General features: G+C 65.6%; 14 protein-coding genes. 3 read left to right on the top strand and 11 right to left on the bottom strand.

Going from position 1 to position 14,851, the window contains the following annotated elements; translation table 11 throughout:
* Positions 1-17: 17 nt before the first annotated feature.
* Complete coding sequence (locus GDR53_RS14800) at positions 18-653, top strand: LysE family translocator (protein WP_193335227.1); 636 nt, start codon at positions 18-20, stop codon at positions 651-653.
* Here GDR53_RS14800 and ftsA read toward each other — a convergent pair.
* The 8 genes from ftsA to GDR53_RS14760 all read right to left on the bottom strand — a co-directional run bounded on the left by ftsA (position 650) and on the right by GDR53_RS14760 (position 9,471).
* On the bottom strand, positions 650-1,948 hold the full coding sequence (ftsA, locus tag GDR53_RS14795; RefSeq protein WP_232846639.1) for a cell division protein FtsA: 1,299 nt from the start codon (positions 1,946-1,948) through the stop codon (positions 650-652). The two genes, GDR53_RS14800 and ftsA, sit on opposite strands and share 4 nt — an antisense overlap.
* 11 nt (positions 1,949-1,959) lie before the next feature.
* Positions 1,960-2,907 carry a cell division protein FtsQ/DivIB gene (locus GDR53_RS14790; protein WP_193335225.1) on the bottom strand — a complete coding sequence of 316 codons (948 nt, stop codon included), beginning with the start codon at positions 2,905-2,907 and terminating at the stop codon, positions 1,960-1,962.
* 32 nt (positions 2,908-2,939) lie between these two features.
* Entirely contained in the window at positions 2,940-3,860 is a 921-nt protein-coding gene (locus GDR53_RS14785; RefSeq protein WP_193335224.1) for a D-alanine--D-alanine ligase, read from the bottom strand.
* Between the two features lie 2 nt (positions 3,861-3,862).
* The gene (gene murB, locus GDR53_RS14780; RefSeq protein WP_193335223.1) at positions 3,863-4,840 is read right to left on the bottom strand and encodes a UDP-N-acetylmuramate dehydrogenase; all 978 of its coding nucleotides are present in this window, start codon (positions 4,838-4,840) and stop codon (positions 3,863-3,865) included.
* The gene (gene murC / locus GDR53_RS14775) at positions 4,837-6,255 is read right to left on the bottom strand and encodes a UDP-N-acetylmuramate--L-alanine ligase (protein ID WP_193335222.1); all 1,419 of its coding nucleotides are present in this window, start codon (positions 6,253-6,255) and stop codon (positions 4,837-4,839) included. Before murC ends, murB begins: the two co-directional genes overlap by 4 nt.
* On the bottom strand, positions 6,252-7,361 hold the full coding sequence (gene murG / locus GDR53_RS14770) for an undecaprenyldiphospho-muramoylpentapeptide beta-N-acetylglucosaminyltransferase (protein WP_193335221.1): 1,110 nt from the start codon (positions 7,359-7,361) through the stop codon (positions 6,252-6,254). Before murG ends, murC begins: the two co-directional genes overlap by 4 nt.
* Entirely contained in the window at positions 7,358-8,527 is a 1,170-nt protein-coding gene (locus GDR53_RS14765; RefSeq protein ID WP_193338114.1) for a peptidoglycan glycosyltransferase FtsW, read from the bottom strand. Before GDR53_RS14765 ends, murG begins: the two co-directional genes overlap by 4 nt.
* Before the next feature lie 155 nt (positions 8,528-8,682).
* Positions 8,683-9,471, bottom strand: coding sequence for a DUF4394 domain-containing protein (locus GDR53_RS14760; protein WP_193335220.1), 789 nt, complete (start codon positions 9,469-9,471; stop codon positions 8,683-8,685).
* A gap of 150 nt (positions 9,472-9,621) precedes the next feature.
* On the opposite strand from GDR53_RS14760, the gene GDR53_RS14755 reads away from it, so the two are divergent.
* The gene (locus GDR53_RS14755) at positions 9,622-10,176 is read left to right on the top strand and encodes a sigma-70 family RNA polymerase sigma factor (protein WP_232846638.1); all 555 of its coding nucleotides are present in this window, start codon (positions 9,622-9,624) and stop codon (positions 10,174-10,176) included.
* Entirely contained in the window at positions 10,173-10,871 is a 699-nt protein-coding gene (locus GDR53_RS14750) for an anti-sigma factor (protein WP_193335219.1), read from the top strand. Before GDR53_RS14755 ends, GDR53_RS14750 begins: the two co-directional genes overlap by 4 nt.
* 21 nt (positions 10,872-10,892) lie before the next feature.
* On the opposite strand, the gene mraY is transcribed toward GDR53_RS14750, so the two are convergent.
* The 3 genes from mraY to GDR53_RS14735 are packed head-to-tail and all read right to left on the bottom strand — an operon-like array spanning position 10,893 to position 14,839.
* On the bottom strand, positions 10,893-11,978 hold the full coding sequence (gene mraY, locus GDR53_RS14745; RefSeq protein WP_193335218.1) for a phospho-N-acetylmuramoyl-pentapeptide-transferase: 1,086 nt from the start codon (positions 11,976-11,978) through the stop codon (positions 10,893-10,895).
* A 27-nt stretch (positions 11,979-12,005) separates the two neighbouring features.
* Positions 12,006-13,394, bottom strand: coding sequence for a UDP-N-acetylmuramoyl-tripeptide--D-alanyl-D-alanine ligase (locus GDR53_RS14740; RefSeq protein ID WP_193335217.1), 1,389 nt, complete (start codon positions 13,392-13,394; stop codon positions 12,006-12,008).
* Positions 13,394-14,839 carry a UDP-N-acetylmuramoyl-L-alanyl-D-glutamate--2,6-diaminopimelate ligase gene (locus GDR53_RS14735; RefSeq protein ID WP_232846637.1) on the bottom strand — a complete coding sequence of 482 codons (1,446 nt, stop codon included), beginning with the start codon at positions 14,837-14,839 and terminating at the stop codon, positions 13,394-13,396. The genes GDR53_RS14740 and GDR53_RS14735 overlap by 1 nt, the downstream gene beginning before the upstream one ends.
* Positions 14,840-14,851: the final 12 nt, after the last annotated feature.

Here is a 14,851-nt window from a genome sequence, read left to right as displayed (position 1 = left end):
AATCCCGGAACACCCAAATGCTGCACGCCTTTCTCGCCGTCTGGATCGGCGTTGCCCTCGCCCAGGCTTCGCCGGGGCCCAATATGATGGCCGTGGCCAGCGTCGCCCTGGGCCAGGGGCGGCGTGCGGCCCTGCTGGCGGTGCTGGGCATTGGCTGCGGCACCCTGGTCTGGGCCGCGGCCGTCTCCTTCGGGCTGGGATCGCTGTTCGCGGCCTTTCCGCATCTGCTCACTGTGCTCAAATTTGCCGGTGGCCTCTATCTGCTGCTGGTGGCCTGGCGGGCGCTGCGCGCCATTGCCGCCGGCAATGCCCTGACGGTGTCCACGAGCAAGGCGCCGCTCACCGACGCACAGGCCTGGCGGCGTGGTTTCGTGGTGGTGATGACCAATCCCAAGGCCGCCCTGATGTGGTCGGCCGTCGCCACCTTCCTGTTCGGGGCGGGGCTGGAAAAGTGGCAGGTATTGGCCTTCGGCCCGCTGGTGGCCTTTTCGGCCATGACCATCTATGGCGCCTATGGTCTGCTGTTCTCGACGGCCATCGCCCTGCGCACCTATGACCGGTTCTGGCGCATCATCGAGGCCGCCTTTGGCCTGGCCTTCGGCGCGCTCGGCGCCACCCTGCTGCTCTGGGGCCTGCGCGACCTGCGGGCCTAGAAGCTCGACCGCAGCCAGTTGCCGACGCGCGCGAGATAGCCGTCGCTGCCGATCAGCTTGTGGCTGCCGCGCGGCGCGGCATATTCCTTGGCGCAGACCTGCGGATAGATCAGCATGCCGGCCACCGTGGCAAAGGCGGCGCCCTTGGCCATTTCGGGCAGGCCGGCAATGCCCATCGGCCGGCCCATGCGCACATTGCGCGCGAGGGTTCGGCGGGCCACTTCGGTCAGCCCGGTCATTTCGCTGGCGCCGCCGGTCAGCACGAAGCGGCGGCCGCAGACATCCATCATGCCGGTGGCCTGCATGCGGTCGCGGATGGCGGTGAGGATTTCCTCGATGCGCGGCCGCATGATGCGGGTCAGCACCGACCGAGCCACCTGCCCCGGCGCCTCGTCATGGCTGGCGCCCACCGGCTGGATCGGGATCATGTCGCGCTCGTCGGCCTGGCCGGGCAGCACCGAGCCGTAAAAGGTCTTGAGACGTTCGGCATCCACCACGCTGACCGACAGCTGGCGGGCAATGTCGAGCGTCAGGTGATGGCCGCCAATGGCAATGGCATCGGCATAGACCAGGTGGCCCTCATTGAACACCGAGACGGTGGTCGTCGCGCCGCCAAAATCGATGCAGGCCACGCCCAGCTTGGATTCATCGTCGACCAGGGTGGCGAGGCCCGAGGCATAGGGCGTGGCTATCAGGGCTTCGATCTGCAGGTGGCAGCGATGCAGCACCAGTTCGAGATTGCGCATGGCCAGGGTTTCCGAGCTGACCACGGCGACGTCGACGCCCAGCTTGTCGCCCACCATGCCCTTGGGATCGCGGATGCCCTTCTGGCCATCAATCGCGTAACCGATCGGCAACGCATGGATGATCGAGCGCTCCGGCCGCACCGAACGCTCGTTGACGGCCCGCAGCACGCGGCGGATGTCGGCTTCCTCGACCTCCTGCCCGTCCAGCGATACCGCGGCCGAGAAGGTTTCCGAGCCCAGCCGTCCGGCCGTGACATTGACGATAACCGATTCAAGGGTGAGCCCCGCCGAGCGCTCGGCCATGCCCACCACCGCGCGGATCGACTGCTCGGCCTTTTCGATATCGGTGACCACGCCGCTCTTGACCCCGGCCGAGGGGCCATAGCCAAAGCCGATCACCTGCGCCTGGTGCGTGCGGCCCTTGAGGGCCTTGCCCTCGGGGCGCGGCATCAGCCGGGCGATAACGCAGCAGATCTTGGTCGAGCCGATGTCGAGCACCGCCACAAGCGAAGTCTTGCCGGGTTGCACGGGGCGCAGCCGGGAGGTCATGGCATCGGTCATCATTGGGCGGGGATCGGTTGGCTGAGGGTTTCGGAGGGCAGGTTGCGCGGCGGCAGCGGATAGGGGTCGGGCGACAGCGCCCGCAGGGCAATGGCGGCCTGCCGCTCTTCTTCGTCCTTGGCGAGGTCCGCCTCGGACTTGGTCGGGCGCACCGCCACAAGACCGGCCACGCGCAGGTCGATGACGGTCAGGTCGCGGTCGAGCAGCTGATAGTCAGCCTGATAGGTCTCGAGGTGCCGCAGCGCCCCAGCCACGCCCAGCTCGGGCATCTGCACGCGCAGGCCGGTATCATAGATCATGTCCCAGCGCCGGTCGGCGATGCGCGACAAAGCCACCAGGCCATCCTTGAGAGACGGGAACTGCTCCAGCGCCCGGATCATCACCAAGGCATCGTCATTGGCGCCATCGCCGATCACCAGCGGCAGGTCGGCATAGGCGCCATGGTCCTCGCCGATCTGCTCGCCGCTGGCATCGACCACGAAGGTGATGCCATCAATGCGCCAGCGCGCTACCGGCGGCTTTTCGACAATGGTGACGGTGACATCGCCGGGGAAATTCTTGCGCACGCTGACGCTGGCCACCGAGGGCAGAGCCGCAATGCGCTGGCGCGCCGCCTCGACATCAAAGCTCACCGTGGAGGTATGCGGCTCGACACCCAGCGCATCAAAGATGGCCTGTTCGCTGGTCAGTGCCTGTCCGGTAATGGCGATCTCGCCAATGGCCAGGCCCGCATCGGCAAAATGGCCCTGGGCCGCCTCGACAAGGGCAAGCGCGCCGCCGGCGATCGGCTCGCGCAGCTGATAGAGCGTGGTGACGCCGGCCAGCAGCGCGGCGATCAGCAGGCCGCGCTTCATCAGGGTGCGGTGCAGCACCCAGGCACGGCCGACATTGTTGGCAAGTTTGCGGTGGGAAGAGCGGGCAGGAACAGGCAATGTACGGGGATTCACGATCCGCGCACCAGCGAGAAAGGCCTCGCTTTTTACCTGTTGCAACTCGCGTCCTCCACCATCCAGGCGACCAGTTCTTCAAACGAGTGTCCGGCATGCAGGGCCTGCTCGGGCACCAGGGATGTCTGGGTCATACCCGGCTGGGTATTGATCTCCAGGCACACCAGTTCGCCATCCTCGCCTGCCGCCTCGTTGTAGCGGAAATCGCAGCGCGTCACGCCACGACAGCCAATTGCGGCATGGGCGGCAAGGCTCAACTTTTGCACCTTGTCGTAAACTTTCGGTTTCAGCTGGGCCGGAATAATGTGTGTTGATCCGCCTTTGGCGTATTTGGCTTCATAATTGTAGAAGCCCTGTTCGATGATGATCTCGGTCACGCCCAGGGCCACGTCGCCCATCACCGAACAGGTCAGCTCGCGCCCCGGAATATAGCGCTCCACCATCAGTTCCTCGCCCGAATTCCAGTCTTCGCGCAGGATTTCCTGCGGCGGATGGCTGGTATCGGACTTGACGATGAAGACGCCAAAGCTCGAGCCGTCGGCAATCGGCTTGATCACATAGGGCGGCGGCATGACATGGGAACGGCCCGCTTCGGCGCGGGACACAATGACGTGATCGGTGACCGGCACGCCGGCCGCCTTCATCACGATCTTGGCCTGATGCTTGTCCATGGCCAGGGCCGAGGCCAGCACGCCCGAATGCGTATAGGGAATGGCCAGCAGCTCGAGCACGCCCTGCATCATGCCGCTTTCGCCAAACGGGCCATGCAGCGCGTTGAAGGCCACATCGGGCTTGAGCGCGGTCAGCACCTGGGCGATGTCGCGGCCGACATCGACCTCGGTGACCGTGTAGCCGGCCCGGCGCAGGGCATCGGCGCATTCGCGGCCCGAGCTCAGCGAGACCGGGCGCTCATTGGACCAGCCGCCCATCAGGACGGCAACGTGCTTGCTCATGCTTAGACCGCCCCTGTGAAGACATCGCCATCGAGAAATTCGCGCACTTCCTGGCCCGGCAGGAAATGGCCCATGCGGCGGATTTCCCACTTGAGGTCGATGCTGGCATGCGCGCGCACCTTGGCGCGCACCGTTTCGCCCAGCGTCTCGATATCGTGGGCGCTGGCATTGTCGACATTGAGCAGGAAATTGGCGTGGAGTTCGCTCATCTGCGCGCCGCCGACCATGAGGCCCCTGCCCCCGGCCGCGTCGATCAGCTTCCAGCTCGAATGCCCGTCCGGATTCTTGAAGGTCGAGCCGCCGGTCCTGGCCTTGGTCGGCTGGCTGGCCTCGCGCTTTTCGGTGATCTCGCGCATGCGGCCCAGGATGTCTTCGCGGTCGCCCGCAAAGCCCTGATACACCGCCGAGACAAACACCGCGCCGCGCGGCCCGTTCGACTTGCGGTAGTGGTAATCCATGTCGGCATTGGTCAGGGTAATGATCTCGCCCTGTCGCGTCACCGCGCGCAGCTCGACCATGCGCTCGCGCGTCTCGGTGCCGTAGCAGCCCGCATTCATGTAGAGCGCGCCGCCAATGCCGCCGGGAATGCCACGATAGAAGGTCAGCCCGTCAATGCCCGCCTCGGCCGCCGCCGTCGCCACCTTGACGTCGGGCAGGCTGGTGCCGACCCGGATCTTTTGATCGTCGAGGATCTCGATCTGGCCGAAGGCCTTGCCGGAGAGGCGGATGACCACGCCATCGAGCCCGCCATCGCGGATCAGCAGGTTACTGCCCAGCCCGATCACGGTGACGCGGATCTCGGCCGGCAGGTGTTTCAGGAACAGCGCGAGGTCGGCCTCGTCGGCCGGCATGAAGAACAGCTGCGCCGGGCCGCCGACGCGGAACCAGGTGACTTCGCTGAGCAGCTGGTTAGGGACCAGCCGGCCGCGAATATCGCCGATCCAGCTCTCGAACTGCGGCAGGAGATCGGGATAGCTCACGCGACATCCTCGCCCAGCAAGGCGCCCAGCTCAGCCGGCAGCGCCGCCGCCCATTGGGTAATATTGCCCGCACCCAGGCAGACCACATAGTCGCCATCGGCAGCCCGGCTGGCCAGCAGCGGCGCCAGCGCCTCGGGGCGGTCGATCACCCGCGCGTCGCGATGGCCGCGCGCCAGGATGGCACTGACCAGTTCCTCATGGGTAATGCCTGCGATCGGCTGTTCGCCGGCCGGATAGACCGGCGCCACAATGACCGTGTCGGCATCGTTGAAGCAGGCCGCGAAATCGTCGAACAGGTCGCGCAGGCGCGTATAGCGATGCGGCTGCACCACGGCGATGACGTCGCGCTTGGTGGACTCGCGCGCGGCCCTGAGGGCTGCCGTGATTTCCACCGGGTGATGGCCATAATCGTCGATGATGGTGATGCCGGCCACCACGCCGGTGCGGGTGAAGCGGCGCTTGACGCCGGTAAAGCCCTTGAGCCCCTTGCGGATCGCCTCGGCCGGCACATGCAGCTGGTCGGCCACGGCAATGGCGGCCGTGGCATTGAGCGCATTGTGCACACCCGGCATCGGCAGTTGCAGCCCGTCAATGCGCAGCTGCGTCATGCGGATGCGATCGCGGATCTCGACGGCGAAATGACTGACGCCGTCGATGGTTTCGAGGTCCACCAGGCGCACATCGGCCTGCGGGTTCTGCCCATAGGTGATGACGCGGCGATCCTTGATCTCGCCCACCAGCGCCTGCACTTCGGGGTGATCGAGGCACATCACGGCAAAGCCATAAAAGGGCACATTCTCGACGAACTGGTGGAAGGCCTTCTTGACCCCTTCGAAGTCGCCATAGTGATCGAGATGTTCGGGATCGATATTGGTGACCACGGCCACGTCGGCGGGCAGCTTGACGAAGGTGCCGTCGCTCTCGTCGGCCTCCACCACCATCCATTCGCCGCCGCCCAGCCGGGCATTGGTGCCATAGGCATTGATGATGCCGCCATTGATGACGGTCGGGTCGAGATTGCCGGCATCGAGCAAGGTCGCCACCAGTGTCGTCGTGGTGGTCTTGCCATGCGTGCCGCCAATGGCAATGGCGGTCTTGAAGCGCATGATTTCGGCGAGCATTTCGGCCCGGCGCACGATGGGCAGCTGGCGCGCCCGGGCGGCGACCAGTTCGGGATTGTCGCGCTTGATCGCCGAGGAGACCACGACCACTTCGGCCGCGCCCAGATTGTCGCCGCTCTGGCCGATCTCGACCTTGATGCCCATGTCGCGCAGGCGCTGCACATTGGGGTTCACCGCCGCGTCCGAGCCCTGCACGGTATAGCCCTGATTGTGCAGGATTTCGGCAATGCCGCTCATGCCGATGCCACCGATGCCGATGAAATGGACGGGGCCGATATTGCGGGGCATTTTCATCGCGCGTGTTCCAATATGTTCTTGCCCGAAAGCATCTCGGCGAGGTCCGCCAGCTTCTCGACGGCGCGCGGCTGGCCCAGGGAACGGGCGGCGGCCGCAGCGGCGCTGAGTTTTGCCGGCTCCGATAACAGCTGCGTGAGCGCAGTGCCAAGCGATTGCGGCGACAGCGTGGCCTGTTCGAGCACCCAGCCGGCCCCGGCCGTGGCCATCACCTGGGCATTGTGCTTCTGGTCGGCATCGATGGCGCCAGGCAGCGGCACCAGGATGGCCGGCCGCCCCAGCACGGTCAGCTCGGCAATGGTCGAGGCGCCCGAGCGCCCGATCACCAGATGGCTGCGCGCAATGCGCTCGGGCAGGTCGGCAAAGAAGGTCGCCAGTTCCACATTGATGCGGGCCTGCCGATAGACTTCGGCCACCCGGTCAAGGTCGTCGGCGCGGCACTGCTGCACCACCAGCAGGCGGCGCTGCAGCGGTTCGGCCAGCCCGGCAAGGGCGGCCGGCACGATGTCGGAAATCGCCTTGGCGCCCTGGCTGCCGCCAAAGACCACCAGCCGGATCGGGCTGTCATCATCAAGCGCCGGATAGGGCTCGCCGGCCACTGCCCGCACCCGGTCGCGCACCGGATTGCCGGTCAGCACCTGTTCGAGCGCCGTGCCATCGGCAAATCTGGTCTTGCTGAAGCTCAGCGCCAGCATGTCGGCAAAGCGCACCAGCGCCCGGTTGGCGCGACCCATCACCGCATTCTGCTCATGCAGGATGCCCGGAATACCCAGCAGGCTGGCCGCAATGAAGGGCGGAAAGGTCGGATAGCCGCCAAAGCCCACCACGCAGTCGGGCCGGCTCTTGCCCAGCTTGCCCCAGGCCACGGCAATGCCGCGCAGGATGGTCAGCCCGCCGGTGACGAATTTGAGCGGATTGCGCAGCGATGGCGTCGCCGAGGGGATGATATGGATAGCCTCGGCCGGAAAATCGCCACCATAGGCGTCGACCCGGTGATCGGTCATCAGCTCGACCGCGTGGCCGCGCCGCTGCAATTCCTGCGCCAGGGCCATGGCCGGAAAGAGATGCCCCCCCGTGCCGCCGGCCATCAACATGAAGCGCTTCATTCGGCGGGTGCCAGGGGTGCGATGGCGCTCTTGAAGCTGGGCAGGCCGGTGGTCATGCGTTCCTCGGGCTTGATACGGGTAAAGGCCAGCATCAGCCCCATGCCGAAGGCCACGGCAATCATCGAGGTACCGCCATAGCTGACAAAGGGTAGCGTCATGCCCTTGGGCGGGATCAGGTTGAGATTCACCGCCAGGTTGATGCCGGACTGCATGGCAAACTGGATCGCCAATGTGGAGGCAGCAAGGCGGGCGAACAGGCTCGACTGCCGCTGCGCCGCCAGCATGGCGCGAATGACGATGAAGGCGATCAGGCTGACCAGCACCATGCAGAACAGGATGCCGAACTCGCCCGCCGCCGCCGAGAAGACATAGTCGGCATGCGCATCGGGGATCAGCTTCTTGGCGATCGATTCACCCGGGCCGCGGCCGAACCAGCCGCCCTCGAGCAGCGACTGCAGCGCCCGGTCGATCTGGTAGGTATTGCCGCCGCCTTCGGGGTTGAGGAAGGTATCGATGCGGCGCGAAAAGTGCGGGAAGAACATATAGGCGCCAAACAGCAGCGCCCCGGCCCCACCGGCCAGGCCAAAGATGACGAACCAGGAAATCCCGCTCAGAAACAGCAGCACCGCCCAGGTGCCCAGGATCAGCGCCGTCTGGCCGATATCGGGCTGCAGCAGCAGGCCGGCGACAATGGCCACCATGATCGCCGTGGCCAGCAGCTTGCCCGGCACATTGCGCCGGATCATCGATTCCGAGAACAGCCAGGCGCTGAGCACGGCAAAGGCCGGCTTGACGAATTCGGAAGGCTGGATCGACTGGCCGCCAAACGACATCCAGCGCCGTGCGCCCTTGACCTCGGTGCCAAAGCGCAGCGTCGCCCACAGCAGCACGAGACTGACCACCAGCGTCACCAGCGCGGCAATGCGCGCCTGGCGGTGGTTGAGCAGCGAGGTGACCAGCATGACCGGCAGCGCCAGGGCGCAGAACATGGCGTGGCGAATGACGAAATACCATTCGGAAAGGCCAATGCGCTCGGCCACCGGCGGGCTGGCGGCAAAGCTGAGCACCATGCCGCAGGTCAGCAGCAGCACCAGCGCCCCCAGCAGTTCCCGGTCGATCGACCACCACCACTCCGCCATTGGCGTTTTTTCGGCACGGGAGAACATCATGGGACAGCCAGACTACTCGGTACAAACTGTCTCAAATTGTAGCAGGTAGATGGTTACCGATTTGCCAACCGGATTTGCGTTTTGCAACTCGTGAACGAAAAAGCGCGCGGACCCCGAGGTCCGCGCGCCATGATGGATGCAGGCAGGAAGGCTTATGGCAGGATGGCGATGTCGTGGATCATGCCGTCGACGCCCTCGATGGCGCCCAGTTCAGTGGCCGCGCCGGTTTCCAGGTCGACCGTATGCAGCGCGTTGTCGATGACGAGATAGGCGGTATTGGTCAGGTCTTCGGTGGCAGCGATATCGAAGGCATAGCTCGAGCCTTCGACGCCCAGCTTGCCGATAGCGGCCAGCGTGCCGTCATTGGGCGCCGTCTGCTGGATGAGCGCGGCAATGGTGGCGTCGATGTCATACATCGCCGTGGCTTCGGGCTTGCCGATCGAGTTGATATAGGCCGCGGCAACAATGGCCGGGGTCTCGCCCTCATGCATGTCACCCGCCTCATAGGCCAGCGAGCCATCGACCGTCACCATGCCGTCGTCAACATTGACGCGGTGATTGGTGCCGTCCGTGGCCATCAGGCGCAGGCGGTCAGCCATCGGGTTGAAGTCGACAATGGCGCCGTCAAAGCTGGGCAGCATTTCCGACAGGGTCGACTTGACCGTGGCAGCGCCGCTGGCGGTATCAATGGTGACGATCTCGCCGGCCAGCGACACGCCATAGAGCATCTGGTCAGCCGGACGCACATCAATGCCGGCCAGGCCGTCGACGCCGGTCACATCCATCGTGCCGCTGACGGCCAGGGTCTCGGTATCGAACATGACAAGCGTGGTGCCGCCGACGAGGCCGATGGCGGGAGCGGCATGGGCGGCGCCGGCAGCGGCGATCAGCGCGGTGCTGGCCAGCAGGGTACGCAGGGCAGTCTGGGTGAGCTTTGGCATGAAAATCTCCTCTTGGGGCAGCGCGCGATGCGCCGGTTACAGAGGGCTTACCCACGGGGCCCCGCCTCTGGATGCAGAGGCATGAAATAAATCTGCGCTGCATCCAATTGCCTCGGCCGCGTGTAATCGACATGGAAGGCGAATTCCCCCATGTTGCTGCTCATGCCTGATGCTCCCGATACCAATGCCCTGCTGATCCGGATTGCCCAAGGCGACAAGCCCGCTTTGGCAGACCTGTTCGCCCTCGAATCCGCCCGGCTGATCGGCATTGCCCTGCGCATTGTCCGCCGCCGCGACCTGGCCGAGGAAGTGGTGCAGGAAACCTTCGTCGCCGCCTGGCGCAAGGCCGACCAGTTCGATCCCGCCCAGGGCCATGGCCGCGCCTGGCTGACCACCATTGCCCGCAACCGCGCGCTCAACCTGCTGCGCGACGGCAGCCGCATGGAATATCACGACGCCGACGTGCTGGCCGATATGGGCGACCGGCTGGGCGACGCCATGGCCGCCTTCCAGACCCTTTCCGACCGCGATGCGCTCAAGCACTGCCTAAACCTGCTAGACGAGCCAAGGCGCCGCGCCATCCTGCTGTGCTACGTGACCGGGCTCAACCATGGCGAGGCGGCGGCAACGATGAACGCCCCGCTGGGCACCGTCAAAGCCTGGATCCGTCGCGGCACCATTGCCCTGCAGGAGTGCCTGTCATGACCCCCGATCAGCTGGCGGAAATTGGCGACTATGTGCTCGACCTGCTCGATGGGCCCGAACGCGCCGCCTTCGAGGCGCGCCTCGCCAGCGACCCCGCTTTGGCCGCCGCGGTCAGCCGGGTCCAGCAGCAGTTCCAGGCGCTCGATGACACCGCTACCCCTCAGCCGGCCAGCCCGGCTTTGTGGCAGAGCATCGAGCGCGCCCTCGACGCGACTCCGCACGCCACCGCCACGGTAATCCCGTTGCGCCGTCGCCTGCCGCCGGTGCAATGGCTGGGCCTGATGGCCGCCAGTGTGGCCGTGGCGCTGGGCGTTGGTTACTTCACCGGCGCCAGCACCAGCACCGCGCGCCAGCCACTCATGGTGGCCGTGCTGCTCAATGAAAGCGACAATGGCCCCGGCGCCATCGTCGAGGCCTATGCCGATGATACGGTGCGCCTGCTGCCGCTGGAAAACTTCGTCGTGCCCGCGGGACAGGTGATGCAGGTCTGGACACTGCCCGATGCGGACACCGGCCCGGTCTCGCTGGGCACCCTCACCCAGAGCGGCGCCATGACCCTTGCCGGGCCAGACCTGCCGCTGCCCGCCACCGGCCAGCTCTACGAGATTACGCTGGAGCCTGCTCCCGGCTCGCCGACCGGCCGGCCCACCGGGCCGATCCTGGTCAAGGGTTTCGCCAAGCCTCCCGCGATCTGATCGCGGGCGGCGCCCGTCCTGCTAGCGCAGCTTGAGGGTGCTGAGGCCGATCAGCGCCAGCACGAAGCTGATGATCCAGAAGCGGATCACCACCTGGCTTTCGGTCCAGCCGAGATGCTCGAAATGGTGGTGGATCGGCGCCATGCGGAACACCCGCTTGCCGGTGAGCTTGAAGGACGCCACCTGGACGATCACCGAGACGGTCTCCAGCACGAAGAGGCCGCCAATGATGGCCAGCACGATCTCGTGCTTGGTGGCCACGGCAATGGTGCCCAGCGCGCCGCCCAAAGCCAGCGAGCCGGTATCGCCCATAAAGATCTGCGCCGGCGGCGCGTTGAACCACAAAAAGCCCAGGCCCGCCCCGATCAGCGCCCCGCAGACCACGGACAGTTCGCCCGTGCCGGGCACATAGTTGAGCAACAGGTAGTCGGAGAAATTGACGCTACCCACCAGATAGGCGATCAGCGCGAAACAGGCCGCCGCCACCATGACCGGCACGATGGCCAGGCCATCGAGCCCATCGGTCAGGTTGACCGAATTGCCGGCTGCCACGACGACAAAGCCGCCGAACAGCATGTAGAAATAGCCCATATTGAAGGCCAGATCCTTGACGAAGGGGAACAGCAGCGCATTGCTGTAGACGCCAGAATTGAGCTGGGAAATGGCAAAGGCGGCGATGGTGGCGATCAGCGCCTCGATCAGCAGGCGCTGGCGTCCGCCAAAGCCCTTGTGACTCATCCGCTTGACCTTGAGATAGTCGTCGTAAAAGCCGATGGCGCCGAAGCCCAACGTCACGAACAGCACGACCCAGACATAGCCATTGCTCAGATTGGCCCAGAGCAGCGTGGAAATCACCGCGCCCGACAGGATCATCAGCCCGCCCATGGTGGGCGTGCCCTTCTTGGTCAGCAGGTGCCCGGCGGGGCCGTCTTCGCGGATCGGCTGCCCCGTGCCCTGCTTGAGGCGCAGCATGGCGATCATGCCCGGACCGAACATGAACACGAAGAACATCGCCGTGATCACCGCACCGGCAGTGCGGAAGGTGATGTAGCGGAAGACGTTGAAAGCCGTGAGAGCGTCACCCAACTGGCCGAGAAAATACAACATGAAAGGCAGGGTCCTGGTTGGCTGGGGTCAGGTTCTCTCGAACCGCTTGGCGATTTGTCCGACGATACTCGACAGCCCCACGCCGTTGGACCCTTTGACCATAACTGCGTCCCCATAGGCAAGGTCATTGCGCAGGATCGGGGCCATCTCGGCGGCTGTTTGCGTATGGGCAGTGACCCGCTCGCGCCCCATGGCAGCGGCCAGCGCCGTCATGGCCGGGCCGACCAGATAGAGCCGCTCGACCCCCGCTTCCATCACCGCGTCGCGCAGGCTGGCATGCAGTTCGGCCGATTGCGGGCCCAGTTCGAGCATGTCGCCCAGCACCACCACCTTGCGGCCATCCGGCGCGCTCTGGGCGGCAAAGACCTCAAGCGCCGCCCGCATCGAGGCGGTATTGGCATTGTAACTTTCATCGATCAGCAGCAGCGGCTTTTCCACAGGCCCGAGCAGGCGGCGCTGCCCCCTGCCCGCCTGCAGGCCAAAGCCGGCCAGCGCCCGCAAGGCGACGTCCATCGCCACCCCGGCCAGATGCGCCACGGCCAGTGCCGCCGTCGCATTGGCCACCATGTGCCGGCCAGGCACGTTGAGCACCAAAGCATGGCGTTCGCCATTGTGTTCGATGGTGGCAAAGCTCTTGTCGGCGGCGGTCTGGATCTCGAGGATCTGCCAATCGACCCCGCGCGCCTCGCCATAGGTCACGATGTTGCTGATACCATCTGCCCGCGCCTGCTCGAGCAGCACGCCGAGCTGGGGATGATCGCCATTGAGCACGGCCGTGCCGCCCGGCTCGATGCCGGCAAAGATTTCCGCCTTGGCCCGGGCAATGCCCTCAAGCGAGCCAAAGGCTTCCAGATGCGCCGCGGCCACCGTGGTGATGACGGCAATATGCGGCCGCACCAGCTGCGCCAGCGGGCGGATTTCATCGGGCCCGCTCATGCCCATTTCGAACACGCCGAACTGCGCGCTGACGGGCATGCGCGCCAGCATCAGCGGCACGCCCCAGTGATTGTTGAAACTCTTGATCGAGGCATGCGTCTCGGCGGCGGCCTCGAACACCGTGCGGATCGCTTCCTTGGTCGTGGTCTTGCCCACGCTGCCGGTGACACCCACGATCAGCGCCCGGCTGCGCGCCCGTGCCGCCCGCGCCAGATCGCGCAGGCCCTCAAGCGCATCACCCACCAGGATGCGCCGCGGCCCCTCGCCCCGGCTGACCAACGCCGCCGCGGCGCCATTGTCCAATGCCTGGGCCACGAAATCATGCCCGTCAAGGCGGTCACCCTGGATGGCGACGAACAGCGCGTCCGGCCCCAGCTCGCGGGAATCGATAGAGATCGAGCCGATCGATGTCCCGGCCAGTTCTTGGGCCCGGCCTTGCGTAGCGGCCAGAACCTCGTCGACCGTGAACAGTACCGGCATTATTTCCCCTTGATTGCCTCGGCCACGACCTCATGGTCGGAGAAGTGATGCTTGGTGGTCCCGATGATCTGGTAATCCTCGTGGCCCTTGCCGGCGATCAGCAGCACATCACCCTTCTGCAGCGATTTGATGGCGGTGGTAATGGCCTCGCGGCGATCGCCGATTTCCCGTGCGCCCTTGGCTTCGGCCATGATGGCCGCCCGGATCGCTGCCGGGTCTTCGGTGCGCGGATTGTCATCGGTGATGATGACGTCGTCGGCCATGCGCGCGGCAACCTCGCCCATGATCGGCCGCTTGCCGGTATCGCGGTCGCCACCGGCGCCAAACACCACGCGCAGCTTGCCCTTTGCATAGGGCCGCAGTGCCGCCAGCGCCGATTCCAGCGCCACCGGCTTGTGCGAATAGTCCACAAAGATCGCCGCGCCGTTGTGCTCGGCCACCAGTTCGAGCCGGCCCTTGGCGCCGACCAGTTCGCTCAATGCGGGAAAGGCATCGGACTTGTCGACGCCGGTCGACATGGCCAGAGCCGCTGCAACAATGGCATTGGACACCTGGAACTCGCCGGTCAGCGGCAGGTGAAAGCTCAGCTTCTCGCCGACATGGCGCACTTCCACGCGCTGGCCATAGCCTTCCGGCTTGATCGAGAGCACTTCGATATAGGCGCCTTCGCGGCCCACGGTCAGCAGCGTCGCCCCCGCGCCCAGCGCGGCAAACATGAAGGGCTCATATTCAGGATCATCGACATTGACCACGGCCGGGCCGCTATCGACCAGCAGGTCGGTGAACAGCCGCAGCTTGGCATTGCGGTATTCATCCATGTCGGCGTGGTAATCGAGGTGATCGCGGCTGAGATTGGTGAAGGCCACGGCTTCAAAATGCATGCCGTCGAGCCGGCGCTGGTCCAGGCCATGGCTGGAGGCCTCAATGGCCACATGGTCGATGCCCTGGGCCTTGAGGGCGCGCATCGACTGGTGCAGCGTGCGCGAATCCGGCGTGGTATGGCTGCCTTCGATAAGCCGCGTCGCCGTCTCCACGCCCAGCGTGCCGATACTGGCGCCGGGTACGCCGGCATAGGTCCAGATCTGGCGCACGAACGAGGCGACCGAGGTCTTGCCATTGGTGCCGGTGACCGCCACCGTGATTTCCGGCTGCGGTTCATACACCCGCGAGGCGGCGCGGGCATAGGAAGCGCGCACATCCTTGACGATGATGACGGGCACGCCCGGATCACCCGCCGGGGCGATATCGGTGATCACCGCCAGCGCGCCGCGCCTGACTGCCTCGGCGACAAACTGGTTGCCGTGCACCTTGGCGCCGGGCAGCGCAAAGAAGATGTCCCCCGGCTCGATGCGCCGGCTGTCCGAGTTGAGGCCAAAGACCGCACCCAGGCCCTTTTTGGGTCTGGCGCCGGAGCCTTCGAGCAGTTGCGTTACGCTTAATGACACGGGGACAAACCC

It is taken from the genome of Devosia beringensis, from assembly GCF_014926585.1.
Classification (GTDB): Bacteria; Pseudomonadota; Alphaproteobacteria; order Rhizobiales; family Devosiaceae; genus Devosia; species Devosia beringensis.
The sequence above is the reverse complement of the archived record's forward strand: the minus strand, read 5'-3'. Positions and strand labels throughout refer to the sequence as shown.